The 25,875-nt window shown below is 59.2% G+C and carries 18 protein-coding genes, 1 other RNA gene and 1 pseudogene; 4 read left to right on the forward strand and 16 right to left on the reverse strand.

Translation table 11 applies throughout. The annotated features are described in order from the left end of the window. Positions 1-59 precede the first annotated feature (59 nt). Positions 60-470, reverse strand: coding sequence for a 1,4-dihydroxy-2-naphthoyl-CoA hydrolase (menI, locus tag AB8W27_RS11480; protein ID WP_041923479.1), 411 nt, complete (start codon positions 468-470; stop codon positions 60-62). After that, the gene (locus tag AB8W27_RS11485) at positions 467-3,523 is read right to left on the reverse strand and encodes an FAD-binding and (Fe-S)-binding domain-containing protein (protein ID WP_015741017.1); all 3,057 of its coding nucleotides are present in this window, start codon (positions 3,521-3,523) and stop codon (positions 467-469) included. Before AB8W27_RS11485 ends, menI begins: the two co-directional genes overlap by 4 nt. Positions 3,524-3,737: 214 nt before the next feature. On the opposite strand from AB8W27_RS11485, the gene ydiK reads away from it, so the two are divergent. Both ydiK and rprA read left to right on the forward strand, forming a co-directional pair. After that, a complete protein-coding gene (gene ydiK, locus AB8W27_RS11490) occupies positions 3,738-4,856 on the forward strand; it encodes an AI-2E family transporter YdiK (protein ID WP_041924152.1) in 1,119 nt (372 codons plus the stop codon). Between the two features lie 180 nt (positions 4,857-5,036). Continuing rightward, positions 5,037-5,144: antisense sRNA RprA (gene rprA, locus AB8W27_RS11495), an RNA gene on the forward strand. A gap of 15 nt (positions 5,145-5,159) precedes the next feature. On the opposite strand, the gene AB8W27_RS11500 is transcribed toward rprA, so the two are convergent. From AB8W27_RS11500 to ppsA, 3 genes are all read right to left on the reverse strand, one after another. Further along, entirely contained in the window at positions 5,160-7,529 is a 2,370-nt protein-coding gene (locus tag AB8W27_RS11500) for a glycoside hydrolase family 3 N-terminal domain-containing protein (protein WP_015741015.1), read from the reverse strand. Between the two features lie 3 nt (positions 7,530-7,532). Continuing rightward, positions 7,533-8,921, reverse strand: a complete 1,389-nt coding sequence (locus tag AB8W27_RS11505) for an MFS transporter (RefSeq protein ID WP_041923478.1) — start codon at positions 8,919-8,921, stop codon at positions 7,533-7,535. 220 nt (positions 8,922-9,141) lie between these two features. Further along, complete coding sequence (ppsA, locus tag AB8W27_RS11510; RefSeq protein WP_007760457.1) at positions 9,142-11,520, reverse strand: phosphoenolpyruvate synthase; 2,379 nt, start codon at positions 11,518-11,520, stop codon at positions 9,142-9,144. A 334-nt stretch (positions 11,521-11,854) separates the two neighbouring features. Here ppsA and AB8W27_RS11515 point away from each other — a divergent pair, with 334 nt between their 5' ends. Together AB8W27_RS11515 and AB8W27_RS11520 are read left to right on the forward strand one after the other, a co-directional pair. Further along, on the forward strand, positions 11,855-12,688 hold the full coding sequence (locus AB8W27_RS11515) for a pyruvate, water dikinase regulatory protein (RefSeq protein ID WP_007760455.1): 834 nt from the start codon (positions 11,855-11,857) through the stop codon (positions 12,686-12,688). A gap of 154 nt (positions 12,689-12,842) precedes the next feature. Then, entirely contained in the window at positions 12,843-13,889 is a 1,047-nt protein-coding gene (locus AB8W27_RS11520; protein WP_032806428.1) for a 3-deoxy-7-phosphoheptulonate synthase, read from the forward strand. Between the two features lie 75 nt (positions 13,890-13,964). Here AB8W27_RS11520 and selO read toward each other — a convergent pair whose 3' ends face one another. The 11 genes and pseudogenes from selO to pheT form a co-directional block, all read right to left on the reverse strand. Beyond that, on the reverse strand, positions 13,965-15,413 hold the full coding sequence (selO, locus tag AB8W27_RS11525; protein ID WP_015741010.1) for a protein adenylyltransferase SelO: 1,449 nt from the start codon (positions 15,411-15,413) through the stop codon (positions 13,965-13,967). A 61-nt stretch (positions 15,414-15,474) separates the two neighbouring features. After that, positions 15,475-16,194: a cyclic di-GMP regulator CdgR gene (locus AB8W27_RS11530; protein WP_015741009.1), complete on the reverse strand. Its 720-nt coding sequence runs from the start codon at positions 16,192-16,194 to the stop codon at positions 15,475-15,477. A gap of 151 nt (positions 16,195-16,345) precedes the next feature. Further along, positions 16,346-17,344, reverse strand: a pseudogene (locus AB8W27_RS11535) (LacI family DNA-binding transcriptional regulator); the annotation flags it as partial. Positions 17,345-17,398: 54 nt separating this feature from the next. Then, entirely contained in the window at positions 17,399-18,715 is a 1,317-nt protein-coding gene (locus tag AB8W27_RS11540) for a 6-phospho-beta-glucosidase (RefSeq protein WP_041923476.1), read from the reverse strand. Further along, on the reverse strand, positions 18,712-20,043 hold the full coding sequence (locus AB8W27_RS11545; protein WP_041923475.1) for a PTS sugar transporter subunit IIC: 1,332 nt from the start codon (positions 20,041-20,043) through the stop codon (positions 18,712-18,714). Before AB8W27_RS11545 ends, AB8W27_RS11540 begins: the two co-directional genes overlap by 4 nt. A 190-nt stretch (positions 20,044-20,233) precedes the next feature. Then, positions 20,234-20,698 (reverse strand): NlpC/P60 family protein, encoded by a 465-nt coding sequence (locus AB8W27_RS11550; protein ID WP_007760440.1) that lies wholly within the window; start codon positions 20,696-20,698, stop codon positions 20,234-20,236. A 77-nt stretch (positions 20,699-20,775) separates the two neighbouring features. Continuing rightward, positions 20,776-21,522: a vitamin B12 ABC transporter ATP-binding protein BtuD gene (btuD, locus tag AB8W27_RS11555; protein ID WP_015741005.1), complete on the reverse strand. Its 747-nt coding sequence runs from the start codon at positions 21,520-21,522 to the stop codon at positions 20,776-20,778. Beyond that, complete coding sequence (locus AB8W27_RS11560; RefSeq protein WP_015741004.1) at positions 21,522-22,073, reverse strand: glutathione peroxidase; 552 nt, start codon at positions 22,071-22,073, stop codon at positions 21,522-21,524. The genes btuD and AB8W27_RS11560 overlap by 1 nt, the downstream gene beginning before the upstream one ends. 29 nt (positions 22,074-22,102) lie before the next feature. Next, complete coding sequence (gene btuC / locus AB8W27_RS11565) at positions 22,103-23,104, reverse strand: vitamin B12 ABC transporter permease BtuC (protein ID WP_041923474.1); 1,002 nt, start codon at positions 23,102-23,104, stop codon at positions 22,103-22,105. Positions 23,105-23,181: 77 nt separating this feature from the next. Continuing rightward, positions 23,182-23,481 (reverse strand): integration host factor subunit alpha, encoded by a 300-nt coding sequence (ihfA, locus tag AB8W27_RS11570; RefSeq protein WP_007676383.1) that lies wholly within the window; start codon positions 23,479-23,481, stop codon positions 23,182-23,184. A 4-nt stretch (positions 23,482-23,485) separates the two neighbouring features. Continuing rightward, positions 23,486-25,873: a phenylalanine--tRNA ligase subunit beta gene (gene pheT / locus AB8W27_RS11575; RefSeq protein WP_015741002.1), complete on the reverse strand. Its 2,388-nt coding sequence runs from the start codon at positions 25,871-25,873 to the stop codon at positions 23,486-23,488. Between the last annotated feature and the right edge of the window lie 2 nt (positions 25,874-25,875).

Here is a 25,875-nt window from a genome sequence, read left to right on the forward strand (position 1 = left end):
GGTCAGGAAATACCGAAAATAAAGCGCCAGTGATGGCGCTTTATTTACCAGTGAGAAAACTACACCACCGCCGTCGTCAGGCGTGATGAACAGCAGAGGCGGTCCTGCTCGTCGAAGATTTCTATCTGCCATACCTGATGGCGTCGCCCGACGTGGACCGCGCGGCAGACGCCGCGCACGCGGCCGCTACGCACGCTGCGCAGGTGGTTCGCGTTGACTTCAAGCCCGACGACGTTCTGCTCGCCTTCGGTGCAGAGATAACCCGCCACCGAGCCGAGCGTTTCCGCCAGCACCACCGACGCGCCGCCGTGCAGCAGCCCGAACGGCTGATGCGTGCGGTGGTCCACCGGCATGGTGGCTTCGATTTCATTGTCATCCAGTCGGGTGAAGCGGATATCAAGCAGTCCGACCATATTATTCGCGCCCATGGCGTTCAGCGCGTCAAGCGTCGCGGTACGTTGCCAGATCATACAATCATCCCCAGTAGCGCCTGTAATGGGTGGCGCACGCCGCTGCCCTCGATGCGTTTCACCTGACTGCGGCACGAATAGCCCGTTGCAAGACAGCGGGCGCGCGGCAGCCGCTGCATCGCCTGATGCCACGACAGCTCATAGATACCGAGGGAGTTGGCGTGATTTTTCACCTCATGCCCGTACGTCCCCGCCATGCCGCAGCAGCCGACGTTAACGCCTTCGAGCTTCGCGCCGAATTTCGCGAAAATCGCGGCCCACTGTCCGGCGGTGCCTGGCAGCGCCGTCACTTCCGTACAGTGACCAAACAGATACCACGACTCGCCGCCCACCGGCGCGGTCGGACGCTCCGCCAGCGCCGTGGTGAGCCACTCGTGCACCAGTTGCACGTGAAACTCGCCGCGCGCCTCGCCGAGCGTCTGTTTATACTCATCGCGATAGCACAGCACCAGCGCCGGATCGACGCCCACCAGCGGCATGCCGAGCGCCGCCACGCGGTTTAAGAAATCGGCGGTTTTCCGCGCGGTGCGGGCGAAGCGCTGGAGAAAGCCTTTGATGTGCTGCGCTTTGCCGTTCGGCGAGAACGGCAGCACTACCGGCTGGAATCCGAGCTTTTCGCACAGCCGCACGAAATCGGCCACCACCTGCGCATCGTAATAGCTGGTGAAGGGATCCTGCACCACCAGCACCGTGCGGGCTTTTTCGGCCTCCGGCAGCCGCTCCAGCTCCTCCAGCGTCATGCCGGCGCTACGGTGCCCCACCAGCTGCTGTTGCAGCGTCGGCGTGGAGAGCAGCGGCAGGTCGACCATGCCGATATGCCGTTCTGAAAGCGTACGCACCCACGGCTGGCTCATAAAGAAGTTAAAGGTTTTCGGCGCACGGGCCATCAGCGGCGCGTAGCTTTCCACCGTCGCTATCAGGTGATCGCGCACCGGGCGCAGATACCGCGTGTGGTAGAGCTGCAAAAAGCGTGAGCGGAATTCCGGCACGTCGATTTTAATCGGGCACTGGGTGGAACAGGCTTTACAGGCGAGGCAGCCGCTCATCGCCTCTTTCACCTCGTGCGAGAAATCATATTCGCCGCGATCGGCATGCCAGCTGTTACGGGTGCGCTCAATGAGTGACCGCAGGCTGGCGCGTTTTTGCGGCAGCGCTTTTTCGAGCGCCAGCGGATCGACGCCGCGATCGGAGAGCAGCCGCAGCCACTCGCGCACCAGCGTCGCGCGCCCTTTCGGCGAGTGAATGCGGTTGCTGGTGATTTTCATCGACGGGCACATCGGGCTTTTCACATCGAAGTTAAAGCACAGACCGTTGCCATTACACTCCATCGCGCCGCGCCAGGAGGTGCGCACCGCGAGCGGGATCTGGCGGTCAAACGTGCCGCGTTTGACCGCATCCACTTTCATCATCGGCGCGTCGAGGCCATACGGCGCGCAGATTTTACCGGGGTTCAGGCGGTTGTCCGGGTCGAACGCCGCCTTGATGCGCCGCAGTTCGTCATAGAGCGTTTCGCCGAAAAACGCCGGGCTATATTCCGCGCGAAAGCCTTTGCCGTGCTCGCCCCATAACAAGCCGCCGTAGCGGGCGGTAAGCGCCACGACCTCATCGGAGATGCGCTTCATCAGGACTTCCTGCTGCGGATCGCACATATCGAGCGCCGGGCGCACGTGCAGTACGCCCGCGTCCACGTGACCGAACATGCCGTAGCTCAACCCGTGACCATCCAGCAGCGCGCGGAACTCCGCAATGTAATCAGCGAGATGCTCCGGCGGCACGCAGGTGTCTTCGGCAAAGGGAATCGGCTTGGCGAGCCCTTTGGCATTACCCAGCAGCCCCACCGCTTTTTTACGCATTGCGTAAATGCGCTCAACGCCCGCGAGATCCCGGCAGACCTGCCAGCCGATGATGCCGCCCTGCGCCTGCGCCATAAACTCATCAAGCCGCGCACACAGTGCCTCAACGCGCTGGTCAATCAGCGCTTCGTCGTCGCCTGCGAATTCAACAATATTAAGACCGAGCATCGTTTTATCCGGCACGTCGGTAATCAGCTCACTCACCGAATGCCAGACGATATCTTCACGCGCCAGATTCAGCACCCGGGAATCCACGGTTTCGACCGACAGCGCCTGCGCCTCGACCATAAAGGGCGCGCTGCGCAGCGCCGAGTCGAACGAGTCATATTTGACGTTCACCAGGCGGCGCACTTTCGGCAGCGGCGTAATATCGAGCCGCGCTTCGGTAATAAACGCCAGCGTGCCTTCCGAACCGCACAGGATCCGGGTCAGGTCAAATTCTGAAAGTGAGTCGTTAAAGACGTGGCGCAGGTCGTAACCGGTCAGGAAGCGGTTGAGCTTCGGAAACTTCTCCAGGATCAGCGCGCGCTGCTCACGACAGCGCTCAAGTACGGTGTGGTAAACGCGCCCGAGCGACGTCTGGGCGCGGCCCAACTCTTCAGCCAGCGCGATCGGCATCGCCTGGGTATCGAGAATATCGCCGCCCAGCAAAATGGCCCTCACGCCGAGCACGTGATCGGACGTTTTGCCATACACCAGCGAGCCCTGCCCGGAGGCGTCGGTGTTGATCATCCCGCCAAGCGTGGCGCGGTTGCTGGTGGAGAGCTCCGGCGAAAAGAAGTAGCCGTACGGCTTCAGGTATTCGTTAAGCTGATCTTTGATGACACCCGCTTCGACGCGCACCCAGCCCTGCTCCGGGTTTATCTCGATAATACGGTTCATGTAGCGCGACATATCGACGACGATCCCCTGATTCAGCGCCTGGCCGTTCGTGCCGGTGCCGCCGCCGCGTGGGGTAAAAATCAGCGATTTAAAACGGGGTTCGGCGGCGAGGCGCGCCATCAGCGCTACATCAGCCGTTGAGCGGGGAAAAATCACCGCATCGGGGAGGAGCTGGTAGATACTGTTGTCGGTCGCCATCGTGAGGCGATCGGCGTAGTTGGTGGCGGTATCGCCGGTAAAACCTTGTTGCTCCAGTGCCTGCAAAAAATTCAGCACCGTCTGTACCAGCCCTGGCGCCTGAGAAATTTGTGGGATCATCGATCTTGACCCTGCCTGACATGTAGATGTTGGAAGTTATCGTTTGCGTTGTGCATTCAAGGTTGTATCACATTTTTATATGTCGCGCCTGCCAGAAATGCTCCAGGGGTGCGGCTATCCAAATGACCGGAAATCACTCATCATAAGAGCGCCCCGACAGGGGCGGGAACGCCCGTTGGGGCGTAACGCGAATGACAAAAGGTGAATGTGGTTTATGGTAAAACTTCGACAGCCCATGGACGTGCCGCAAATTCTGCTGTCCGTGTTGTTTCTCTCGGTCATGATCATCGCCTGCCTGTGGATTGTGCAGCCCTTTATTCTGGGGTTCGCCTGGGCAGGCACGGTGGTCATCGCCACCTGGCCGCTGTTGCTGCGGCTGCAGAAGATGCTGTGGGGCAGACGCTCACTCGCCGTCCTGGTGATGGTGCTCATCCTTATCATGCTGTTTGTTATCCCGGTGGCGCTGCTGGTTAACAGTCTCGTGGACAGCAGCGGTCCGTTTATTCACTGGCTGACCTCCGGCCAGATGACGATCCCGGATCTGGCCTGGCTTCACAGCATCCCGTATATCGGCGATAAACTTTATCTCGGCTGGCATAACCTCGTAGAGAGCGGCGGTTCGGCCATTATGGCGAAAGTGCGCCCGTATCTTGGCACGACGACCGGCTGGTTTATCGGCCAGGCGGCGCATCTTGGCAGGCTGCTGATGCACTGCGGCCTGATGCTGCTGTTTAGCGCCCTGCTGTACTGGCGCGGCGAACAGGTAGCGTTGGGGATCCGTCACTTCGCCATTCGTCTTGCCTCGAAGCGCGGCGACGCGGCGGTGGTGCTGGCAGGCCAGGCGATCCGCGCCGTGGCGCTTGGTGTAGTGGTAACCGCGCTGGTGCAGGGCGTGCTTGGCGGTATCGGGCTTGCGATTTCCGGCATCCCCTACGCGACGCTGCTGACGGTGGTGATGATCTTAAGCTGTCTGGTGCAGCTTGGCCCGCTGCCGGTGCTGGTTCCGGCGATCATCTGGCTCTACTGGAGCGGCGACGCCACCTGGGGCACCGTGCTGCTGGTCTGGAGCGCCGTGGTCGGCACGCTCGATAACATTATCCGTCCGATGCTTATCCGTATGGGCGCCGATCTGCCGATGGTGCTGATCCTCTCAGGCGTCATCGGCGGGTTGATTGCGTTCGGTATGATTGGCTTGTTTATCGGTCCGGTACTGTTGGCCGTTTCCTGGCGATTGTTCTCCGTCTGGGTGAGTGAAGCGCCGCTGCCGGAAGAGAATTCAAAAACTGTGATCGAAGCGCTGGAAGAGAGCGAAGAAGAAAAAGTAAAAAATTAAATGCAGGCGGGGAAACCCGCCTTTTACTTAAGTATTCCTTATTAATTATTTCCCTCCCATACTGGTCAGACCCGTGATTTATCGTAAATCCCGTCCTTTGAGTCCTTAATAATTCATTAACGCTGAACTATTGAGACGAATCTGATCGACGCAAAAAATGGATAAGCCTACTATTAATCCACGGTTATAAATCAACGCCTTGATTTATAAACATGGAAATCCCCTGAGTGAAACAACGAATTGCTGTGTGTAGTCTTTGCCCATCTCCCACGATGGGCTTTTTTTTATTCTGCCGCTGATTAATTATTGTTCAACCCGGCATTCACTCAGCATTTCCCAGTGATGTCCGAGCACGTGCGTTTCTCCTTCGACCGTCACCGTACCGCGGCTGCGGATATCGCCGCTGTTTGCCCCGACGCGTATTTCAAACTCGCCAGGCTCCACGATACGAAGGCCGTCACGGCGGGTGAAATTGAGCATATCTACCGGCACGCGGAACGTCACGCGCGCGCGCTCGCCAGGCGCCAGCGTTACCCGACCGAAGGCCTTCAGCTCCTGCACGGGTCGCACCAATGACGCCACCTTATCGCGCACATAAAGCTGCACCACCTCGCTGCCCGGCTGCGTGCCGCTGTTGGTGACCGTCACGGATGCCTCTACCACGCCGTCCATCGGCACGTGCGCCTGCGCGATGTCCAGTTCGCCATAGCGGAACGTCGTCCAGGTTTTGCCGTAACCGAACGGGTAGCGTGAACCGAAATGAAACGCGTAAGGCGTCCCGCCGCTCTTGAGCTTGTGGTTGTAATAGTAAGGCATCGCGCCCGCGCTTTTCGGCACCGACACGACCAGACGACCCTGCGGCTCAATTTTGCCGGTGAGCAGATCCGCAATGGCGTGACCGCCCTCCTGCCCTGGCGCCCAGGCCATCACCCACGCCGCCACGCGCGACTCCAGCCCGCCCAGGTGATACGGCCGACCGCCGGTCATGACGACCACCACCGGCTTGCCCGTCTCCACCAGCGCTTCCAGCAGCTGCTGCTGAACGCCCGGCAGTTGCAGGCTGTCGGTGTCGGAGCCTTCGCCCACGGTGCCGCTCTGAAAGAGCCCGGAGAGATCGCCGACAAACGCTAGCACCACGTCGCTTTCCGTTGCGAGCGTCACTGCCTGCGGGATCAGCGATACGTCATCTGAGACGGGCGACTGCTGCATCGGTTTTTCGCCGCTGTCCCCCGGGAAAACCGGCGCGCCCGCCATGCGTTTTTCAATGATATGGCACCCTCTGGCGTAACCGGTCATCGCGCTACCGAGCTGTTCGCGGAGCGCTGCCAGCGGCGTCGTCACCTGGCTGGTCTGCTCCAGCATATCGCTGATGATGAGATGCACCGGGAAGCTGTAGCCGCTCAGCAGCGCCAGCGGATCGTCCGCCGTCGGCCCGACGACCGCCACGCGCGGCGCGCCCTGAAGCGGCAGCACGCCGTTGTTTTCGAGCAGCGTCAGTGAGCGCGCCGCCACCTCGCGGGCGATGCGCCGCGTCTCGTCGCTTTGCAGCATAATGTCGCTCTCATCGGCGTAAGGATGTTCAAACAGCCCGAGACGGAATTTCTCCCCCAGCACGCGGGCGACAATCTCATCGACTTTTTCCATCGTGATAAGCCCGCGCTCCAGCGCCTGCGCCAGATGGCGCGCGCAGTCATCTTTCGGCAGTTCGATATCCAGACCGGCGTTAAAGGCGAGCGCCGCCGAGTGCGCGGCATCCTGCGCCACGCCGTGATGCTGATGCAGCAGGCTCACGCCGCCGTAGTCGGCGACGATAATGCCGTCGAAGCCCCACTGTTCGCGCAGCACCGTAGTGAGAAGGAAATCGTCCGCGTGGGTCGGCACGTTGTCGATATCGTGATACGCAGGCATCACCGATCCTGCGTGCGCCAGCTTCACCGCCATCTCAAACGGCAGCAGGAAGGTATCACTGAGCTCGCAATACCCCAGATGCACCGGCGCATGGTTGCGCGCGCCCTCGCTGAAGGAGTGGCCGACATAGTGTTTAAGCGTCGCCAGCAGATCGCGCTGCGGCCCCTGTAGGCCTTTCACGTAGTGCGTCGCCATCAGGCCTACCAGCCACGGATCTTCGCCGAAGGTCTCTTCCGTACGGCCCCAGCGCACGTCGCGGGACACGTCCAGCACCGGCGCCAGCCCCTGATGACAGCCGACGGCGCGCGCCTCCTGGCCAATTGCCTGCGCGGCCTGCTCTACCAGCGCCGGGTCCCAGGTCGAGCCGTAGTTGAGCGACGACGGAAACAGCGTCGCGTCTTTACACAAAAGCCCCACCAGACACTCTTCATGGAACATGGCGGGAATGCCCAGCCGGGTTTCTTCCACCAGCATCCGCTGGAGCCGGTTGGCGGCGCGCACGCCCTCGCGGGGCGCGACAATATGGGTGCCGAGCGGACGGGTTATCTGCCCTGCGCCGCGTTTCAGACGCTCCGCCAGCGCCGCCTGCTGCGTGGCGCCCGAAAACTCATCGCTCAGATCGGTACGCTCCCGGTGATCGCCGTCCGGCGACAGCACCAGCCAGTAAGCGTGCATCTGGGCGAATTTCTCCTCCGGCGTCATGCGGGCGAGCAAATCGGCGACGCGTTCAGCCACCGGACGGGTTGGGTCCTTATAAATAGTCATTGGTTACTCCTGAATGGCAGGCTTGAGAGAAGCGGTGTCTTCGCGTAACTGGCGTTTTTGCACCAGCTCCGCGGCGATAGCGGCAACACGGCGGCTGCTGAGCTGATAGAAGCAGAGCAGCAGCGCCATCAGTAAAAAGAGCGCGCAGGGGATAAGCGTAAAAAGCGAATTAATGGTGGTCAGCACGCTGGCGCTCTGGGTGGCCTGATTCGGCAGGTAATCGACCATGCCGAGGATCCAGCCCACCACTGCGCCGCCGAGCGCCAGGCCCAGCTTGATGGCGAACAGCGCCGTGGAGAACACCAGGCCGTCTAGGCGGCGTCCGCTGCGGTGCTCTTCGTAATCCACCACGTCGGAAAACATGGTCCACTGCAGCGGCGTGGTCAGGTTCTGAATAAAGCTAAAGACAATATTGATGGCGAAAATTAACCAGACGGCGGTCGGGGGAATAAAGAAGATCAGCGCCGCGAGCACCACGAAGCTAATAATCGTCCACTGGTAGGAGCGTACCCGGTCATATTTGCCAAGCAGGCGCTCTGATAATAACGCACCGGTAAGATTCGCCACCATGCCGGAGACAATAAATACAAACACCAGATCCGGGCGCAGCAGAACGTATTTCACGTAATACATCGTTGCGGAGCCGCGTGTGACCACCGCCGTTAATAACAAAATATTGAACAGAAATATGATGCGCCACTGGCTGTTGGCCGCCAGCAGTTTTAAATCTTTAAGCATTGAGCTATTAGCGTCATTCGCTGGCAGATACCGCTCGCGCGTCATGAAAAAACAGCAGAAAAAGAGCACCACGCCCAGCAGACCCATCAGCCCCATCGCGTAGAAATAGCCTTTCTGCGGGTTGCCGCTGCCGAGCCAGTCGACCATCGGCAGGGCGATGACGGTGACGATAAGCCCGCCGATAAACGAAAGCCCAAAGCGCCAGGATTGCAGTGAATGGCGCTCGCGTGGGTCCATGGTCAGCGAGCCTGGCATGGCGCAATAAGGCACGTTAATGGCGGAATAAACCAGGCTCAGCAGGCTGTAAGTGACGCAGGCGTAAATGATTTTGGTGGTTTCGCCCGCCTGCGGCACGTAAAAGGTAATCAGACAGCTGACGCCAAATGGAATGGCGAACCAGAGCAGCCACGGGCGAAAGCGGCCATACCGGGTGCGGGTGCGGTCGACCAGCGCGCCGATGCAGGGGTCGACAAAGGCGTCTATCGCCCTGACCAGTAAAAACATGGTGCCCATAATCGCGGCGGGCAGGCCGAAAACATCGGTATAGAAATAGGCGAGAAATAGCGTGGCGGTTTGCCAGACCAGCGCGCTCGCCATATCGCCTAAGCCGTATCCTATTTTATCTTTTGTCGTAAGAGCAGAGGTGAGGTTCATTATTATTGGCCTTATCAACGTTAGAAAGCGTGTTTCTCGCACGCAAACCACGGGTGCGATTTCAGGCCTAAGTATTGTGAACGCACCGCCCGCCAACAATTGCAGAAATCCACAGCCAGTTTATGATTTTTTGCTTTTTCCCGTATTTGTGATGCGGTGCAAATTACCCGTTACAAATAAAAAACCCGCCATCAGGCGGGTTTTTAAAATATATCGAGGGTTATTTATTAAGCTCTGCCAGACTGAGCCAGGTTTGCACCACGGTATCCGGGTTGAGCGAGAGCGAATCGATCCCCTCCTCCATTAACCAGGCGGCGAAATCCTCGTGATCCGACGGGCCCTGCCCACAGATGCCGACATATTTGCCCTGCTTTTTCGCGGCGCGGATCGCCATCGACAGCAGCGCTTTGACGGCATCGTTGCGCTCGTCGAACAGCTCGGAGACCACGCCGGAATCGCGGTCGAGGCCGAGCGCGAGCTGCGTCATGTCATTGGAGCCGATCGAGAAGCCGTCGAAGTGCTCAAGGAACTGCTCTGCCAGCAGGGCGTTGGACGGGATTTCGCACATCATAATCACTTTCAGCCCGTTCTCGCCGCGCTTAAGCCCCTGACGCGCCAGCTCATCCACCACCGCTTTCGCCTGATCCACGGTACGTACGAACGGGATCATGATCTCGACGTTGGTAAGGCCCATTTCATTACGCACGCGTTTTACCGCCTCGCACTCCAGCGCAAAGCAGTCACGGAAATTATCCGCGACATAACGGCCTGCGCCGCGAAAGCCGAGCATCGGGTTCTCTTCATGCGGCTCGTAACGCTCGCCGCCCACCAGGTTGGCGTACTCGTTAGATTTGAAGTCAGAAAGACGCACGATGACGCGCTTCGGCCAGAACGCGGCGCCGAGGGTCGCGATGCCTTCCGTCAGGCGGCCCACGTAGAATTCCACCGGGTTGTCGAAGCCTTTCATCATCTCGCGGATCTGGTTTTGCAGCGCCGGCTCCTGCTGGTCGAACTCCAGCAGCGCGCGCGGGTGCACGCCAATCATGCGGTTGATGATGAATTCGAGACGCGCCAGGCCCACGCCTTCATTCGGCAGGCAGGCGAAGTCAAACGCGCGGTCCGGGTTGCCGACGTTCATCATCACCTTCAGCGGCAGATCCGGCATGGTATCCACGCTTGAGCTTTTCACGCTGAAATCGAGGAGATCGGCATAGACGTAGCCGGTGTCCCCTTCGGCGCAGGAGACGGTCACTTTCTCATCGTCCTTGATACGATCGGTGGCGTCGCCGCAGCCGACGACCGCCGGAATGCCCAGCTCACGGGCGATAATCGCCGCGTGACAGGTACGCCCGCCACGGTTGGTCACAATCGCGGCCGCTTTTTTCATGATAGGTTCCCAGTCGGGGTCGGTCATGTCGGTGACCAGCACATCGCCCGGCTGAATACGGTTCATCTCGCTGATGTCGTGAATCACCTTCACGGTGCCCGCGCCGATGCGGTGACCGATAGCGCGGCCTTCCGCCACAACTTTGCCCTGGGAATGCAGCGTGTAGCGCTCCATCACCTGACCGCGCGAACGCACGGTTTCCGGGCGCGCCTGCACGATAAACAGCTTGCCGGTGTGGCCATCTTTAGCCCACTCGATATCCATCGGGCGGCCATAGTGTTTCTCAATCTGTACGGCCTGTTTCGCCAGCTCCTGCACCTCTTCCGGCGTGATGGAGAAGCGGTCGCGTTCGGCCTGCGGCACATCTTCGATGCGCACCTGTTTGCCGTGCTCCTGGGTGTCGGCGTAGACCATACGGATTTTTTTCGAGCCCATGGTACGACGCACAATTGCCGGACGGCCCTCCGCCAGACCCGGTTTATGCACGTAGAATTCGTCAGGGTTGACCGCGCCCTGCACCACCATCTCGCCAAGGCCGTAGGCGGAGGTGATGAACACCACCTGATCGAAGCCCGACTCGGTGTCGATGGAGAACATGACGCCTGAGGCGGCGAGATCGGAGCGCACCATGCGCTGCACGCCTGCCGAGAGTGCGACGCCGCGGTGATCGTATCCCTGATGCACACGGTACGAGATGGCGCGGTCGTTAAACAGCGAGGCGAACACATGTTTCACCGCCACCATGACGGCATCGATGCCCTGGACGTTCAGGAAGGTTTCCTGCTGGCCGGCGAAAGACGCATCCGGCATATCTTCGGCAGTGGCGGAAGAACGCACCGCAAAGGAGGCTTCGGCATCATCGGCGGAGAGCTGCTCATAGGCTTCGCGGATAGCCTGCTCCAGCTCCGGCTGGAAGGGGGTGTCGATAATCCACTGGCGGATCTGCGCGCCGGCTTTCGCCAGCTCAGTTACGTCGTCGATATCGGTTTTATCCAGCAGTTCATAGATACGCTGGTTAACGCCACGGCTTTCGAGGAACTGATTAAACGCCACGGCAGTGGTCGCAAACCCGTTAGGCACAGAAACGCCCATACCGGACAGGTTAGTAATCATTTCACCGAGGGAGGCGTTTTTGCCCCCAACTCTGTCTACATCATTCATGCCGAGCTGGTTATACCAAAGTATGAGCGATGACGAGCCATTGTTGGACATCGAAGCAATCCTTTTATGATATTTGAACGGGATTAAGAAACACCTGACAGCCGTTTTAGCCTGGCATAGAAAACGCTGCGGGAAAAACGGTGAATCGTTCAAGCAAATTGAAAATTTCAAATTTTCAGATAAATTCCGGATTTGGTAACTGCTTGATTAGGCTGGCTTACTCTTTTGGTCTATGATTTACAGTCATATTTGAAAAGTGAAACGCTGCGTTCATTTAAAATAAAAACAGCGTTTCATTATTAAAAATGAGAGAAGTGCCATGCGCGCTTCATGAACATTATTTTATGCTTGAGATGATACTCAACCTGAATTAAGGACGGATACAATGGATAATGTTGTCGATCGCCAGGTTTTTTATATTTCCGATGGAACCGCTATCACCGCGGAAGTATTAGGCCATGCGGTGATGTCGCAATTTCCGGTCAGCATCAACAGCATTACCCTGCCGTTTGTCGAGAACGAAAGCCGGGCCAAAGCGGTGAAAGAACAGATCGACGCCATCTTTCAGCAAACCGGCGTGCGCCCGCTGGTGTTCTACTCCATCGTGCTGCCCGAAGTCCGCGAGATAATTCTCCAAAGCCAGGGGTTCTGCCAGGATATCGTCCAGGCGCTGGTGGCGCCGCTCCAGCAAGAACTGCGGCTCGACCCGACGCCGGTCGCCCACCGTACCCACGGCCTGAACCCTGCCAATATCATTAAATATGACGCGCGGATCGCGGCGATTGATTACACCCTGGCGCACGACGACGGTATTTCCATGCGCAATCTTGATCAGGCGCAGGTGATCCTGCTTGGCGTCTCGCGCTGCGGCAAAACGCCCACCAGCCTCTATCTCGCGATGCAGTTCGGCATTCGGGCCGCCAACTACCCCTTTATCGCCGACGATATGGATAACCTGAATCTGCCGGCGGCGCTGCGCCCGTTGCAGCATAAGCTGTTTGGCCTGACGATTAACCCGGAGCGGCTGGCGGCGATCCGTGAAGAGCGGCGCGAGAACAGCCGTTACGCCTCGATGCGCCAGTGCCGGATGGAAGTGGCTGAAGTGGAAGCGCTCTACCGGAAGCATCAGATCCGCTATATCAACAGTACGAACTATTCGGTGGAAGAGATTGCCACCAAAATCCTCGACATCATGGGGCTCAATCGCCGCATGTACTGATAAACTAGTACAAAGGTGCAAAAGTCTGTGTTAGGGTAGCGTCACGTGGCCCGGTGAATCTTTTAATAGCCTTGTATTCAGGGCGGATTGGTTTATCGTGATGCCCATCACTTCCGGCGCTGATGCCGATGAAGCAACAGATTTTGAGACACCCATGATTAAAACTGATGAACTCCGTACTGCGCGCATCGACAGCCTGATTACTCCGGCGGAACTCGCAGAACGCTACCCCATGACGCCGGCGGTCGCAGACCATGTGCTTGACGCCCGCCGCCGTATTGAAAAAATCCTTAACGGCGATGACCCACGTCTGCTGGTGATTATCGGCCCCTGCTCAATTCACGACCCGGAAGCGGCGGTGGATTACGCCCGCCGTCTGGCGCGGCTGCGGGAGAAATACGATTCCCGCCTTGAGATCGTGATGCGCACCTACTTTGAGAAGCCGCGCACCGTAGTGGGCTGGAAAGGGCTAATTTCCGACCCGGATCTCAACGGCAGCTACCGCGTCAATCACGGTATCGAACAGGCGCGCCGCCTGTTGCTGGAGGTTAACGCGCTGGGCGTGCCGACCGCCACCGAGTTTCTCGATATGGTGGTCGGGCAGTATATTTCCGATCTCATCAGCTGGGGCGCCATCGGCGCACGCACCACCGAGAGCCAGATCCACCGCGAAATGGCCTCGGCGCTGTCATGCCCGGTGGGCTTTAAAAACGGTACCGACGGCAATACCCGCATCGCGGTGGACGCCATTCGCGCGGCGCGCACCAGCCATATGTTTCTCTCGCCCGACAAACATGGCCGGATGACGATTTACCAGACCAGCGGCAATCCTTACGGCCACATCATTATGCGCGGCGGTAAAACGCCGAACTATCATGCCGCAGCCATTAACGAGGCCTGCGAGGCGCTGCGGGAATTCAACCTGCCGGAGCGGCTGGTGGTGGATTTCAGCCACGGCAATTGCCAGAAGCAGCACCGGCGTCAGCTCGACGTTTGCGATGATATTTGCGAGCAGATCCGCGCGGGCTCAACGGCGCTCGCGGGCGTGATGGTGGAAAGCTTTATCGTGGAAGGCACCCAGAAAATTACGCCCGGCACGCCGCTGACCTACGGCCAGTCGATTACCGATCCGTGCCTCGGCTGGGATGACAGCGAAACGCTGCTGGAACGCCTCGCCCAGGCGGTGGAAAGCCGTCTCTGAATCATCGCTTCTGAATAACGCGTAACAAAAAGGGAAACCCGCGGTTTCCCTTTTTTATATTCTGATATTAAGCCGTTAGCTCGAACAGCTCACTTCCAGATGTTTACCCCAGTCCGGCGGGCGATGAGTGTAATCGTCATCCCGGTCATCGAAAGGATGGCGCAGCGCCTCCAGCAGCCGCGACAGCTCGCTGGCGTCGTCACGCTCCGCCGCCTCAATGGCGCGCTGGGCCAGCCAGTTGCGCAATACCAGCGCCGGGTTGACGGATTTCATCCGTTGCTGGCGCGCGTCATCCTCAACGCCCTCGTCTTCCAGCCGCGCGCGGTAGCGTGCAAACCAGGCGTCAAAGGTGGCGCGGTCGATAAACTCATCGCGCAGCGGCGAGGCAGACGAGCGCTGCTCCGTCTCGCTCAGCATCCGGAAAGTGCGCGTGTAGTCGCTCCCTTCGCGCGCCATCAGCGTAAGCAGCTCGCGCAGATAGTCGTTGTCGCCCTCTTTTTCGACGGTAAAACCGAGCTTAGCGCGCATCTGGCGGCCCCACTCGCGCAGCAACACGGGCTGGTAATCATCCAGCAGCGCATTAAGCCGCTCGGCCGGAATAATCGGCGAGAGCGCCTGCGCCAGACGTTGCAGGTTCCACAAGCCGACGCCCGGCTGGTTGTCGAACGCGTAACGCCCCTGGTAGTCCGTATGGTTGCAGATAAAGCCCGGCTGATAGTCGTCAAGAAAGCCGTAAGGGCCATAATCCATCGTCAGCCCGAGGATCGACATGTTATCGGTGTTCATCACGCCGTGCGCGAAACCCACGCACTGCCAGCTCGCCATCAGATGCGCGGTGCGCCTCACTACCTCGCCGAACCAGAGCGCGAAACGATCTTCCTCCTGCGCCAGGTGCGCGAAGTGATGCTCAATAACGTACTGCGCCAGCTCACGCACGCTTTCCGGCTCACGACGGTAGTAAAAGTGTTCGAAATGGCCGAAACGCACGTGGCTTTCGGCGATGCGCATTAGCATCGCGCCGCGCTCGGTGGTTTCGCGTCGCACCGGGGTATCGCTGGTGACGATACTGAGCGCGCGGGTCGTGGGAATGCCCAGCCCGTGCATCGCTTCCGAGGCGAGAAATTCGCGCACCGTGGAGCGCAGCACCGCGCGGCCGTCGCCCATTCGCGAATAGGGCGTGAGGCCCGCGCCTTTCAGATGCCAGTCCAGCTTGCGGCCGTCGCTGAGTTGCTGCTCGCCGAGCAGAATACCGCGCCCGTCGCCGAGCTGGCCGGCCCAGACGCCAAACTGATGGCCGCTGTAGACCTGCGCCAGCGGCGCCATGCCCGGCAGCAGCGTTTCGCCGCCCCAGACGCCGGCCGGGCCCTGATAGTCAAACAGCGTTTGCGGAAGCTCCAGCGCCTGCGCCAGCGGCGCGTTATGAAAGAACAGACGGCTGTTGTTCAGCGGCGTGGGCGTTAATTCAGTATAAAAACCTGGCAGTTCATCGCGCCAGGTGGCGGTAAAACGGGGATGTTGGCTCATGGCTCCTCCTGCGCTAAGTGTAGTGCGTTATGGAGGCGTTAAACACGGTGCAGGTTTAAGGTTATTGCGCCATGGCAAGCGTCAGAACGAGGGTTTCGCCATCCATCGCGGGCCACAAGGTGCCCTGCGCGCCATTGAAGCCGAGGCGGCGCGCCTCGTCCAGTGCCTCGTCGTTATCGACAGCAGGCAGGATCAGCGTCTGGCAGCAGGGCCCGACCTGATTCGCAATCGCATACATAAAAGGTTCAAACATCCCGCCCGCGCGCCGTTTTTGCACAAACGTTTTATCCAGCGCCACGCGACGGAACAAGCCGTCGAAAATCGCTCGCCCTGTGGCGGCCCCGGCGCCAAAGTTACACAGCATTAATGGAAAATAACGCGACAGCGAGAACATCGTTTTATTTTCTTTACCTTTATTAAGTTCAGGAAAATTCTCATTAATACCTAACTCAAGAAACGGTAATTGCGCGAGCCGTGCCCGTAATGTCGGGCTGGATAAAATAGCGTTGGCTATCTTATGATCAATGTTTACGACGGCGAAAAGAGAATTTTTTATAAATGCCTCGCGCCACTTTTCAATCAAACTTATTTTTTCGTAAAAAAGCATTAATCTTTCTTCAGGATTAATTCGCGGGATAATGAATTCCGTCGGAAAGCGAACCTGTGCGTTCAGGCTGGTGAAATGGGCAATAACTTCCATGCCCAACGGCCCCCCGGAGGTATGGGCGATCGGGGCGAACAGCAGATAAGACTGATACCGTGTATCGAGCGAAACAATCATATTGTCTGCCCTGCGCGTTATTAATAGGAACCCGCTATACTGGATTAAGTCACCACTACGTGCAACCAGGTTGATTCTGTTAAACTATTTATCCTGCCGTTTCGGCACCAATTTCAGATTACTCCTTACAGAAAGAGCTTATCCTGGTATTTCATTTGATACCAGCTTTAGTCAGATCCTTTACAGAATCACGCTCCATCATTTTTGGCGTGAATATTTGCTGTTCAGTTTCTTCTTCCAGTAATTTTCTCGCACCGAAACGCGCCATTTCCGTAATGGGAAAGTGAACGCTGGTAAGACGTGGGCGAACAAAATCGGCGCGCTCACCGCTGTCATAACAGATACAAGAAATATCGTGCGGGATCCGTAAGCCTTTTTCATTAATCGCGAGCATCGCGCCCACGGCCATCTCTTCATTGCAGCAGTAAATGGCGGTGGGAAGCGCGCGCGCCAGCAGCGCCTGCATTTGCAGGTAGCCGCCCTGTAGCGAGTAATCCGCCTCCAGACAGGCCACCGGGGTAAGATCTGCCGCCTGCATGGCGTCGAGAAAGCCCTGTAGCCGCAAACGGCTGGAGGAGCGCGACAGCGGGCCGTGAAGACAGGCAATCGCCGTGTGGCCGCGCGTCAGAAAATAACGGGTGGCAAGCGTACTGGCGCCGCGATGATCAAACGTGACGCAGCGTGATTCCAGCCCCGGCACGTCGCGGTCCAGCACGATAAAGCGCCGCCCCGCCGCCGCCATTTCGCGCAGCGCGTCGTCTTTCAGCATACGGATATGCAACAGCAGGCCATCGCAGCGCAAATTGTAAAGCTGGCTGATGGCGTCACGTTCGTTTTGCGCGCTGTCACGCCCCTGCGTCACCAGCAGTTGTTTGCCGTGGCGCTGCGCTTCACTCTGTACGGTATCCATCAGCGCGCCGAAAAAGCCGCCGCGATAAGAGGTGGTGACGAGTCCAAGGGTATGGCTCTGACTGGAGGCCAGCGCACGCGCCGCCGGATTAGGCGAGTACCCGAGCGTCTGAATCGCCGCTTCGACGCGCGCGCGGGTTTGTGATTTGACTTTACTGTCGCCATTTACCACACGGGAAACCGTAGCGCGGGACACGCCCGCATGGGCGGCGACATCTTCCAGAGTAACCATCAGGCGATCCCTTTCATCTGCGAGACCACCTGATAGTACCCGAAATTTTCGCGCCGGGTGAGCTTATCCCCGGAATTGCGGCAGGTAGTCGCGGTTGAGCGTCAGCACCTCACCCAGCAGCGATTCGGCAAGCACCGCGTCGCCCACCAGCGGATTAGTTATCAGCGCCAGCAAGCCGCTACCACGGCAGCCCTCCACCGCCGCCTGAATGGTGAGCCGCTCATACGTTTTCACCTGCACCGTTAAGGCATGCATCGCAGGTGGCAGCGCGCCGAACACCAGCGGATGCGCGCCCTGCGCGTCCACCACGCAGTTAGTTTCTACCACGGCGTCGTCCGGCAGCCCGTGAATAGCCCCGCGGTTGGCGGTATTGACCACAAGCGTCGCGCCGCGATTGTTATGAATGGCGTCGATAAGCTCCAGCGCCACCTGCGAATAGAACGCGCCGCCGCGAAAACTGAGCTGCTCAGGCTTCTGCGCCAGGTGCGGATCTTTATAGAGCTCGAAGAGTTCCCGCTCAACGGCCATTACCTGTTCGGCGCGGGTGCCGCGCCCGCGTGCCGCCTCCACTTCTTCTTCCAGCATCTGGCGGCTTAAGTAGAAATAGCGATGGTACGGGCACGGGATGGCGCCGAGCGCGCGCAGCAGCGGCGCAGGCCACGGGGCCTCCTGAATGTTGTTCATCGTGAGCGTCGCCCCGTCGCACAGCTTATCGAGCACCTCCTGCGTGCGGTCTTCGCCGCGCACCGTCACCTGGTGCACCCACACCATATGGTTGAGCCCTGCAAACCGCAGCGCGACCTCCTGCGACGGCGCGCCGAGCATGGCGGCAATCATATGGTGCATGGTGACGGGCACATTACACAGGCCGATAATTTTCGCCCGGCTGTAGCGCTGCACCGCCTCGGTGACAATCGCCGCCGGGTTGGTGAAGTTAATTATCCAGGCGTCCGGCGCCAGCGCCTCCACCTTGCGGGCGATATCAAGCAACACCGGAATGGTGCGCAGCGCTTTGGCAAACCCGCCGACGCCGGTAGTCTCCTGGCCTATCAGCCCATATTTCAGTCCGAGCCGCTCGTCGGCGGCGCGCGCCGGGAGCTGGCCCACGCGCAGCTGCGTGAGCACGAACTGCGCCCCGCGAATCGCCTCATCGGGCATGAAATGCACCGTTACGCGTACGTGCGTCAGGCCGTTTTTGTCGAGCATCCGGCGCGTCAGTCCTGCGATGATCTCTACTTTCTCGCGCCCCGGTTCGACATCCACCAGCGCGAGTTCATGCAGCGCGATGCTTTCTTTGCGGGCGATAAGCCCTTCCACCAGCTCCGGCGTATAGCTGCTGCCGCCGCCGATGATGGCGATTTTGATAGCCTGTTCAGTCATGAGGTTCTCCCGTTGGTCTGCGCCGGAGCGGTAACGGCGTCGCCTTCACGCGCCTGCTCCTGGCCGATCAGTTGTTTTTCATACACTTTAAAAAAGGGGTACCAGAGCAGTCCGTCAACCGCCAGCAAAACCACCACCAGCAGCGCGGCGCGCATATCCCAGGCGGCTGAGATCATGGCGCCAAGCGGCGCGGGCGCAGTCCAGGGGGCCATCGCCACCATTTTCTGCACCAGATCCATCTCCAGCGCTGCCCAGGCCAGCACGGCGTTGACCAGCGGCACCAGCAGCAGCGGCACAAACAGCGTCGGGTTCATCACCACGGGCGACCCGAACAGCAGCGGCTCGTTAATGTTAAAGAGCGCGGGCGCCAGGCTGAGCCGCCCGATTGTTTTCAGATGCGCTGAGCGGCTGCGCAGGTACAGCAGCGCCAGCACCAGCGTCGAGCCGGAGCCGCCAATACACACATAGAATGCCCAGAACGGGGCCGTGAGGATCTGCGTAGCTGGCGCGCCCTGGGCTATCAGCGCCGCGTTGGCCGCGATATTCGCCATGAACAGCGGATTCAGTAACCCTTGCACCAGGTTGTCGCCGTGGATACCGGCAAACCACAGCAGATTCGCCAGCAGTACGCAGAGCAAAATCGCAGGCAGGCTGTCGCCTGCGGCGATCACCGGCTGGAAAAGCTGCATGACCGCCGCCGGGATAAGCATCTGGAATTCGCTTTGCATCACGAGGCTCAGTGGATAGACGGTCAGCAGAATGCCGGTCATCGGCAACAGCAGATCAAACGAGCGCGCGATAGCGGGCGGCACCTGTTCCGGCAGGCGCAGCGTGATGCCATATTTTTTTAGAAGCCGCGTCAGCTCAACCGACCAGATAGCGCATAACAGCGCGGTAAACACGCCCTGCCCGCCGAGAAAATCAAGCGACAGTTTGTTATCCACCTGCGGCGCGGCGGCAAGCAAAAAAGCGGTCATAGACAAGAGCCCGGCCGTCAGCCCGTCCAGCTGGTACGATTTCGCCAGGCTATACGCCGTTCCGATGGAGACAAAAAGGCTCATCAACCCGATCGTCATAAAAAATGGCATGGTGATGGTGTTCCAGTGCGCTTTGGCAAAGCCGAGCCAGAGCCTGCCGAACGCGGAAGTCGTCGCCTGATCAAACGGCGGATTGGCGATGATAAGCATGATGCTGCCGATAATGAGAAACGGCATGGCGCAGATGAAACCATCGCGAATAGCGATGATATGCCGCTGGGTACCGATGCGTCCGGCAAGCGGCGCGATATGGCGCTCGACCAGCGCCATTAATCCGGAATAGAGACTCATGGTGCACCCCGTGTTGCGTGATACATGCGAAATCCCCCGTTGCGTGACGTTAAAATGAGAGCGCTCTCAATACAGATTTACTGTAGCTCAGACGGCACACGCCCTTTGTGAGAGCGCTCTCATTATGTTTAAAAAAACGACAAAATAAAGGATAAGAAGAGAAACCCGCCGCGGACGCAGCGGGCGAAAACTAGATACGGCGCGCCTGCCAGAACTTCTTGCGCCAGTAGACGTTATCTAAAGAAGAGCGCATCACGCCGCGGCTGGTGGAGGCGTGGATAAACTGGTTATCAGTGTCGTAGATACCGACATGGAGACCGTTTTGCCCGGAGCCGGTTTTAAAAAAGACCAAATCGCCCGGCAACAGATCGTCTTTATCGATTTCGGTGCCGATCTCCGCCTGCTGGCGGGTTTCGCGCGGTAGCCTCAGCGAGAAGCGGTCGCGGAAGGTCATCATCACGAAGCCGGAGCAGTCTACCCCGCCGCGGCTCATGCCGCCGTAGCGGTAAGGCGTGCCGTACCAGTGGTTAAGCTGGTCGTTGAGTTCGGCAATCACGGTGATGGAGTCGGAAAGGCGTGCGTTCGGCGGCGGCGCGCGGTGGGAGCTACATCCCGCCAGCAGCAGCGTCGCAACAAGAAAGATCCATAGCCGCATTTTTCAGGCAAATCCTCTGGCCTTATGATTTTTCGCTAATGTAGCCGCCAGCGCGTCTGCTGGCAAGATGGTCGCGCTCAGAGCGCATTGATAAGCACACTGTGGCCGTCCACCTGAAGACGGCGAAACGGCAGGCCGTAAGCCTCGCCGAGCCGCGATGGCGTCATCACCTCGTCGCGCGCGCCCTGCGCGAGCATTTTGCCATCGCGCAGCAGCCAGACGCGGTGGGCGTGGCGCAGCGTATGGTTGAGATCGTGACTGCTCATCACCACCGCAATGCCCGCCTGCGGCAGCGTCAACAACAGCCGGTCGAGCGCGGCCTGCTGCGCGACGTCCAGACTGTTCATCGGTTCGTCCAGAATCAGCAGCCTGCCGTGGGCATGATTGCGCGGATGGACTTGCAGGATAACGGCGGCAAGGCGCACGCGCTGCCACTCGCCGCCGGAAAGCGCGTTAACCGGACGCGTCAATTTGTCGTCGAGCATCAGGCTGTGCGCCACCTCCTCCAGCGCGGCTGCGCACTGCGCCCCGCCGTGCAGCGTCAGGTAGTGCCACACCGGCATGGCGAATGGCGGCGTCTGCTGCTGGGCAAGATAGGCGCGCTGGCGCGACAGCGTTGCCGTATTCAGTAACGCCATCGGTGTGCCGTTAAAGAGGATCTCGCCTGCGCCTTCAGTCAACCCCGCCATACGATGCAACAGCGTACTTTTGCCCGCCCCGTTGGGGCCGACCAGATGGACGATATCGCCCGCCTCAAGCGTCGCGCTGAGCGGCCCAAGGCGGGTGCCCACTGCGACGTCACGCAGTTGCATCAAAGGCGTCATTACTTCGCCAGCGCCAGCTTAATGGCTTCCATCACAATCGGATCTTCCGGCGTCATATCCGGCGAAAAACGCTGGATCACATGCCCGTCGCGGCCGACCAGGAATTTTTCGAAATTCCACAGGATGTCATCCGGGTAGAGCGGCGCGCGGCCTTTGCTCGCCATACGCTCATAGAAACCGCTCTGCTCCGGCGCGACGGCTTTCGGCGCGGCGGCAATCAGCTTCTGATACAGCGGATGGCGGTTGTCGCCGTTGACGTCGACTTTGCTGAACATCGGGAAGGTCACGCCGTAGGTGGTGCTGCAGAAGGTTTTGATCTCGTCTTCGCTGCCCGGCTCCTGGCCCAGGAACTGGTTGCAGGGGAAGCCCAGCACGCGGAACCCTGACGGCTCCCAGGCTTTATGAATATTTTCCAGCTGCTCATACTGCGGGGTCAGCCCGCATTTAGAGGCGACGTTGACGATCAGGAGGACTTTGCCTTTGTACTGCTCAAGCGAAATGGTTTCACCGTCAATGGTGGTCACTTCGGTATTCAGAATGTCGTGTTGCATAGCTTCCCCTTAAGAATGGTGTGATGGAACTAGCGTCCAGCCTTTAATAATAGCCAGATAAATACCGGCGCGCCCAGGGTGGCGGTAACCACGCCAATCGGCAGCTCTGCGGCCGCAAGCGTCAGGCGGGCGATAATGTCGGCCGCCAGCAGTACGCCGCCGCCTGCGAGCATCGCGGCGGGTAGCAACGCGCGGTTGTCGGCAATGCCGCACAGACGCAGCATATGCGGCACGACAAGGCCGACAAAACCAATCGCGCCCGCCAGCGCCACGCTGACGCCCGCGAGCCAGCCCGTCGCGATAACCAACACGTTGCGCCACAGCCAGACCGGTAGACCGAGCTGGCGCGCAGAGATCTCGCCAAGCGCCAGCATATTGAGCGCCCTCGCCTGCATCCCGCCCCAGACCAGCGGCGGAAGCAGCGCCAGCATCAGCCAGTCCTGCTGCCAGTCGACGCCGCTGAAACCGCCCATCATCCAGTACATTAACTGGCGCAAATCGAGACTGGTGGAAAAGTAGACGGCCCAGGTCATCAGCGCGCTACAGACGATGCCGAGCGCGACGCCCGCCAGCAGCAAACGGCTGGTGGAAAGATGACGCCTCGCGAAGTGTAGCAGGATAAGCGTGGCGATAAGCGCGCCCGCGATAGCGCATAGCCCGAGCGCCCAGCCAGGCAGCGCGCCGCCGCCCAGCATGACCGCGGCCACCAGTCCCACGCCCGCGCCGTTAGAGACGCCAAGCAGGCCGGGTTCGGCGAGCGGGTTTTCAAACAGCGCCTGCATCATGGCGCCGCACAGCGCCAGCGCGGCGCCCACCAGCACGACGGCGATCGTTCGCGGGAGCCGGATTTGCCAGACGAAGAGTTTTCCTGCGTCGCCTGACCACGCCGTCGGCCAGAGCCAGACGTCGCCTGCGCACAGGCTCACCATTACTGCCAGCAGCAGCGCCAGCGAAAGGCCCATCAACACGCGTCGCTCGCGGCGGCGTTGGCTATGGATGCAGAGGGAAAGTGAGGCCAGTTGAGATTTCATGCCTTTGATTTTACGGCTCGCTTTACGCAGGGCAAAGAAAAAAGGCCGCAGGATGCGGCCTTTTTGGTCAGGTCAGATTAACTTTCTTTCGGCGAAGCGTTCTCTACGCGACTTTTCAATTTCTGCCCCGGGCGGAAGGTAACCACACGGCGAGCCGTAATGGGAATATCTTCACCGGTTTTCGGGTTGCGTCCGGGACGTTGGTTCTTATCACGCAGGTCAAAATTACCGAAACCGGAGAGTTTTACCTGCTCGCCATTTTCCAGAGCGCGACGGATCTCTTCGAAAAACAGCTCTACCAGTTCTTTGGCATCCCGCTTGCTAAGCCCAAGCTTATCAAACAGATATTCTGACATTTCAGCTTTTGTAAGCGCCATAGGTTCAATCCCTCAATGATGCCTGGAATCGCTCTTTTAGTGCCGTTACACATTTCGCAACAGTAGCGGCAATCTCGTCTTCTTCGAGTGTACGGCCGGTATCCTGAAGGATCAGGCTGATGGCAAGGCTCTTATAACCCTCCGCAACACCCTTACCGCGGTACACGTCAAATAAGTTTACGCCAACTACCTGATTTGCGCCAACTTTCTTACACTCGGCCAAAATATCTGCTGCCGGTACGTTTTCAGACACCACAACGGCGATGTCGCGGCGGTTCGCCGGGAAGCGGGAAACCTCCTGCGCCTGCGGTAAAGCACGTTCAGAAACCTTGCTCCAGAGCAGCTCAAACACCAGCGTGCGGCCATTGAGGTCAAGCTTACGCTCAAGCTCCGGATGCACAACGCCAATAAAACCAATGCGTTCGCCTTTTAAATAAATGGCAGCACTTTGGCCAGGATGCAAGGCCGGATTAGCTTCAGCGCGGAACTCAATTTCAGATAATTTACCGGTAAGTTCCAGAACCGACTCCAGCGTCCCTTTCAAATCGTAGAAGTCAACGCCGCCTTTCGCCAGATCCCAGTGCTCTTCATAACGGTTGCCGCACAGCGCGCCAGCCAGCATAAGATCCTGGCGAATCCCGAGGTCTGCCTGCGTATCAGGCACAAAGCGCAGGCCCGCTTCAAAGATACGAACACGGCTCTGCTGGCGATTCTGGTTGTACACGACCGTAGTAAGCAAGCCCGTCAGGAGCGACAGACGCATCGCCGACATTTCGCTGGAGATAGGGCTTGGCAGGATCAGCGCTTCTTCACCCGGATGCAGCAGCTGCTGCACTTTCGGATCGACGAAGCTGTAAGTGATCACTTCCTGGAAGCCATGATCGTTCAGCAGCATTTTCACGCGCTTAAGCGACAGTTCCGCTTCGCGGTGGGTGCCCATAACCAGCGAGGCCTGCACCGGCTCGTTCGGAATATTGTCGTAGCCGTAAACGCGGGCCACTTCTTCCACCAAATCTTCTTCAATCGCAATGTCAAAACGCCATGACGGCGCTATGGCCTGCCATTCGTCCTGCCCTGCTGTGACGTCGCAACCGAGACGCGTGAGGATATCAGTAACCTGCGCATCCGCGATGTGATGGCCAATCAGGCGATCGAGTTTGCTGCGACGCAGCGTGATGGTTTCGCGCGTCGGCAGGTGGGTTTCGCGGGTGACATCGATAACCGGGCCCGCTTCGCCGCCGCAAATATCGAGCAGCAGGCGCGTGGCGCGCTCCATCGCCTTGTACTGCAACTGCGGGTCAACGCCGCGCTCATAACGGTGAGACGCGTCGGTATGCAGGCCATGACGGCGCGCGCGGCCGGTGATGGCGAGCGGCGCGAAGAACGCGCATTCCAGCAGGACATTACGGGTTTCGCCGTTTACACCGGAGTGCTCGCCGCCGAAAATACCGCCCATCGCCAGCGCCTTGTTGTGATCGGCAATGACCAGGGTATCCGCATTCAGGGTCGCCTCGTTGCCATCCAGCAGCGTCAGCGTTTCGCCCTCTTTCGCCATACGCACCACGATGCCGCCGTCGATACGGTCGAGATCGAACGCATGCATTGGCTGGCCCAGTTCGAGCAGCACGTAGTTGGTCACGTCAACCACGGCATCGATAGAGCGGATGCCGCAACGGCGCAGTTTTTCACGCATCCACAGCGGCGTCGGCGCGGTCACATCAATGCCTTTCACGACGCGGCCCAGATAACGCGGGCAGGCGTCTGCGGCATCGACCTGAATCGGCAGCGTATCGTTGATGGTGGCCGCGACCGGCGCGATGTCCGGCGCATTCAGCGGCTCGGCGTTGAGCACCGCGACATCGCGCGCCACACCGATAATACCGAGACAGTCGGCGCGGTTCGGCGTTACGCTGATTTCAATGGTGTTATCGTCAAGCTTCAGATATTCGCGGATATCAGCGCCAATCGGCGCGTCTGCCGGCAGTTCGATAATGCCGTTATGATCGTCGGAAATGCCGAGTTCGGAGAACGAGCAGAGCATCCCTTCGGACGGCTCGCCACGCAGTTTCGCCGCTTTGATTTTAAAATCGCCCGGCAGTACCGCGCCCACGGTCGCCACGGCCACTTTCAGGCCCTGGCGGCAGTTCGGCGCGCCGCAGACGATATCCAGCAGACGATCGCCGCCGACGTTCACTTTCGTGACGCGCAGTTTGTCGGCATTCGGATGCTGGCCGCATTCAACCACTTCACCGACGACCACGCCGTGAAACGCGCCCGCAACCGGCTCCACGCCGTCCACTTCCAGGCCCGCCATGGTGATTTGATTCGCCAGCGCCTCGCTGTCGAGGGCCGGATTAACCCACTCGCGTAACCACAGTTCGCTAAATTTCATTG

Origin of the sequence: Cronobacter turicensis (genome assembly GCF_041222865.1) — a bacterium.
GTDB lineage: Bacteria > Pseudomonadota > Gammaproteobacteria > Enterobacterales > Enterobacteriaceae > Cronobacter > Cronobacter turicensis.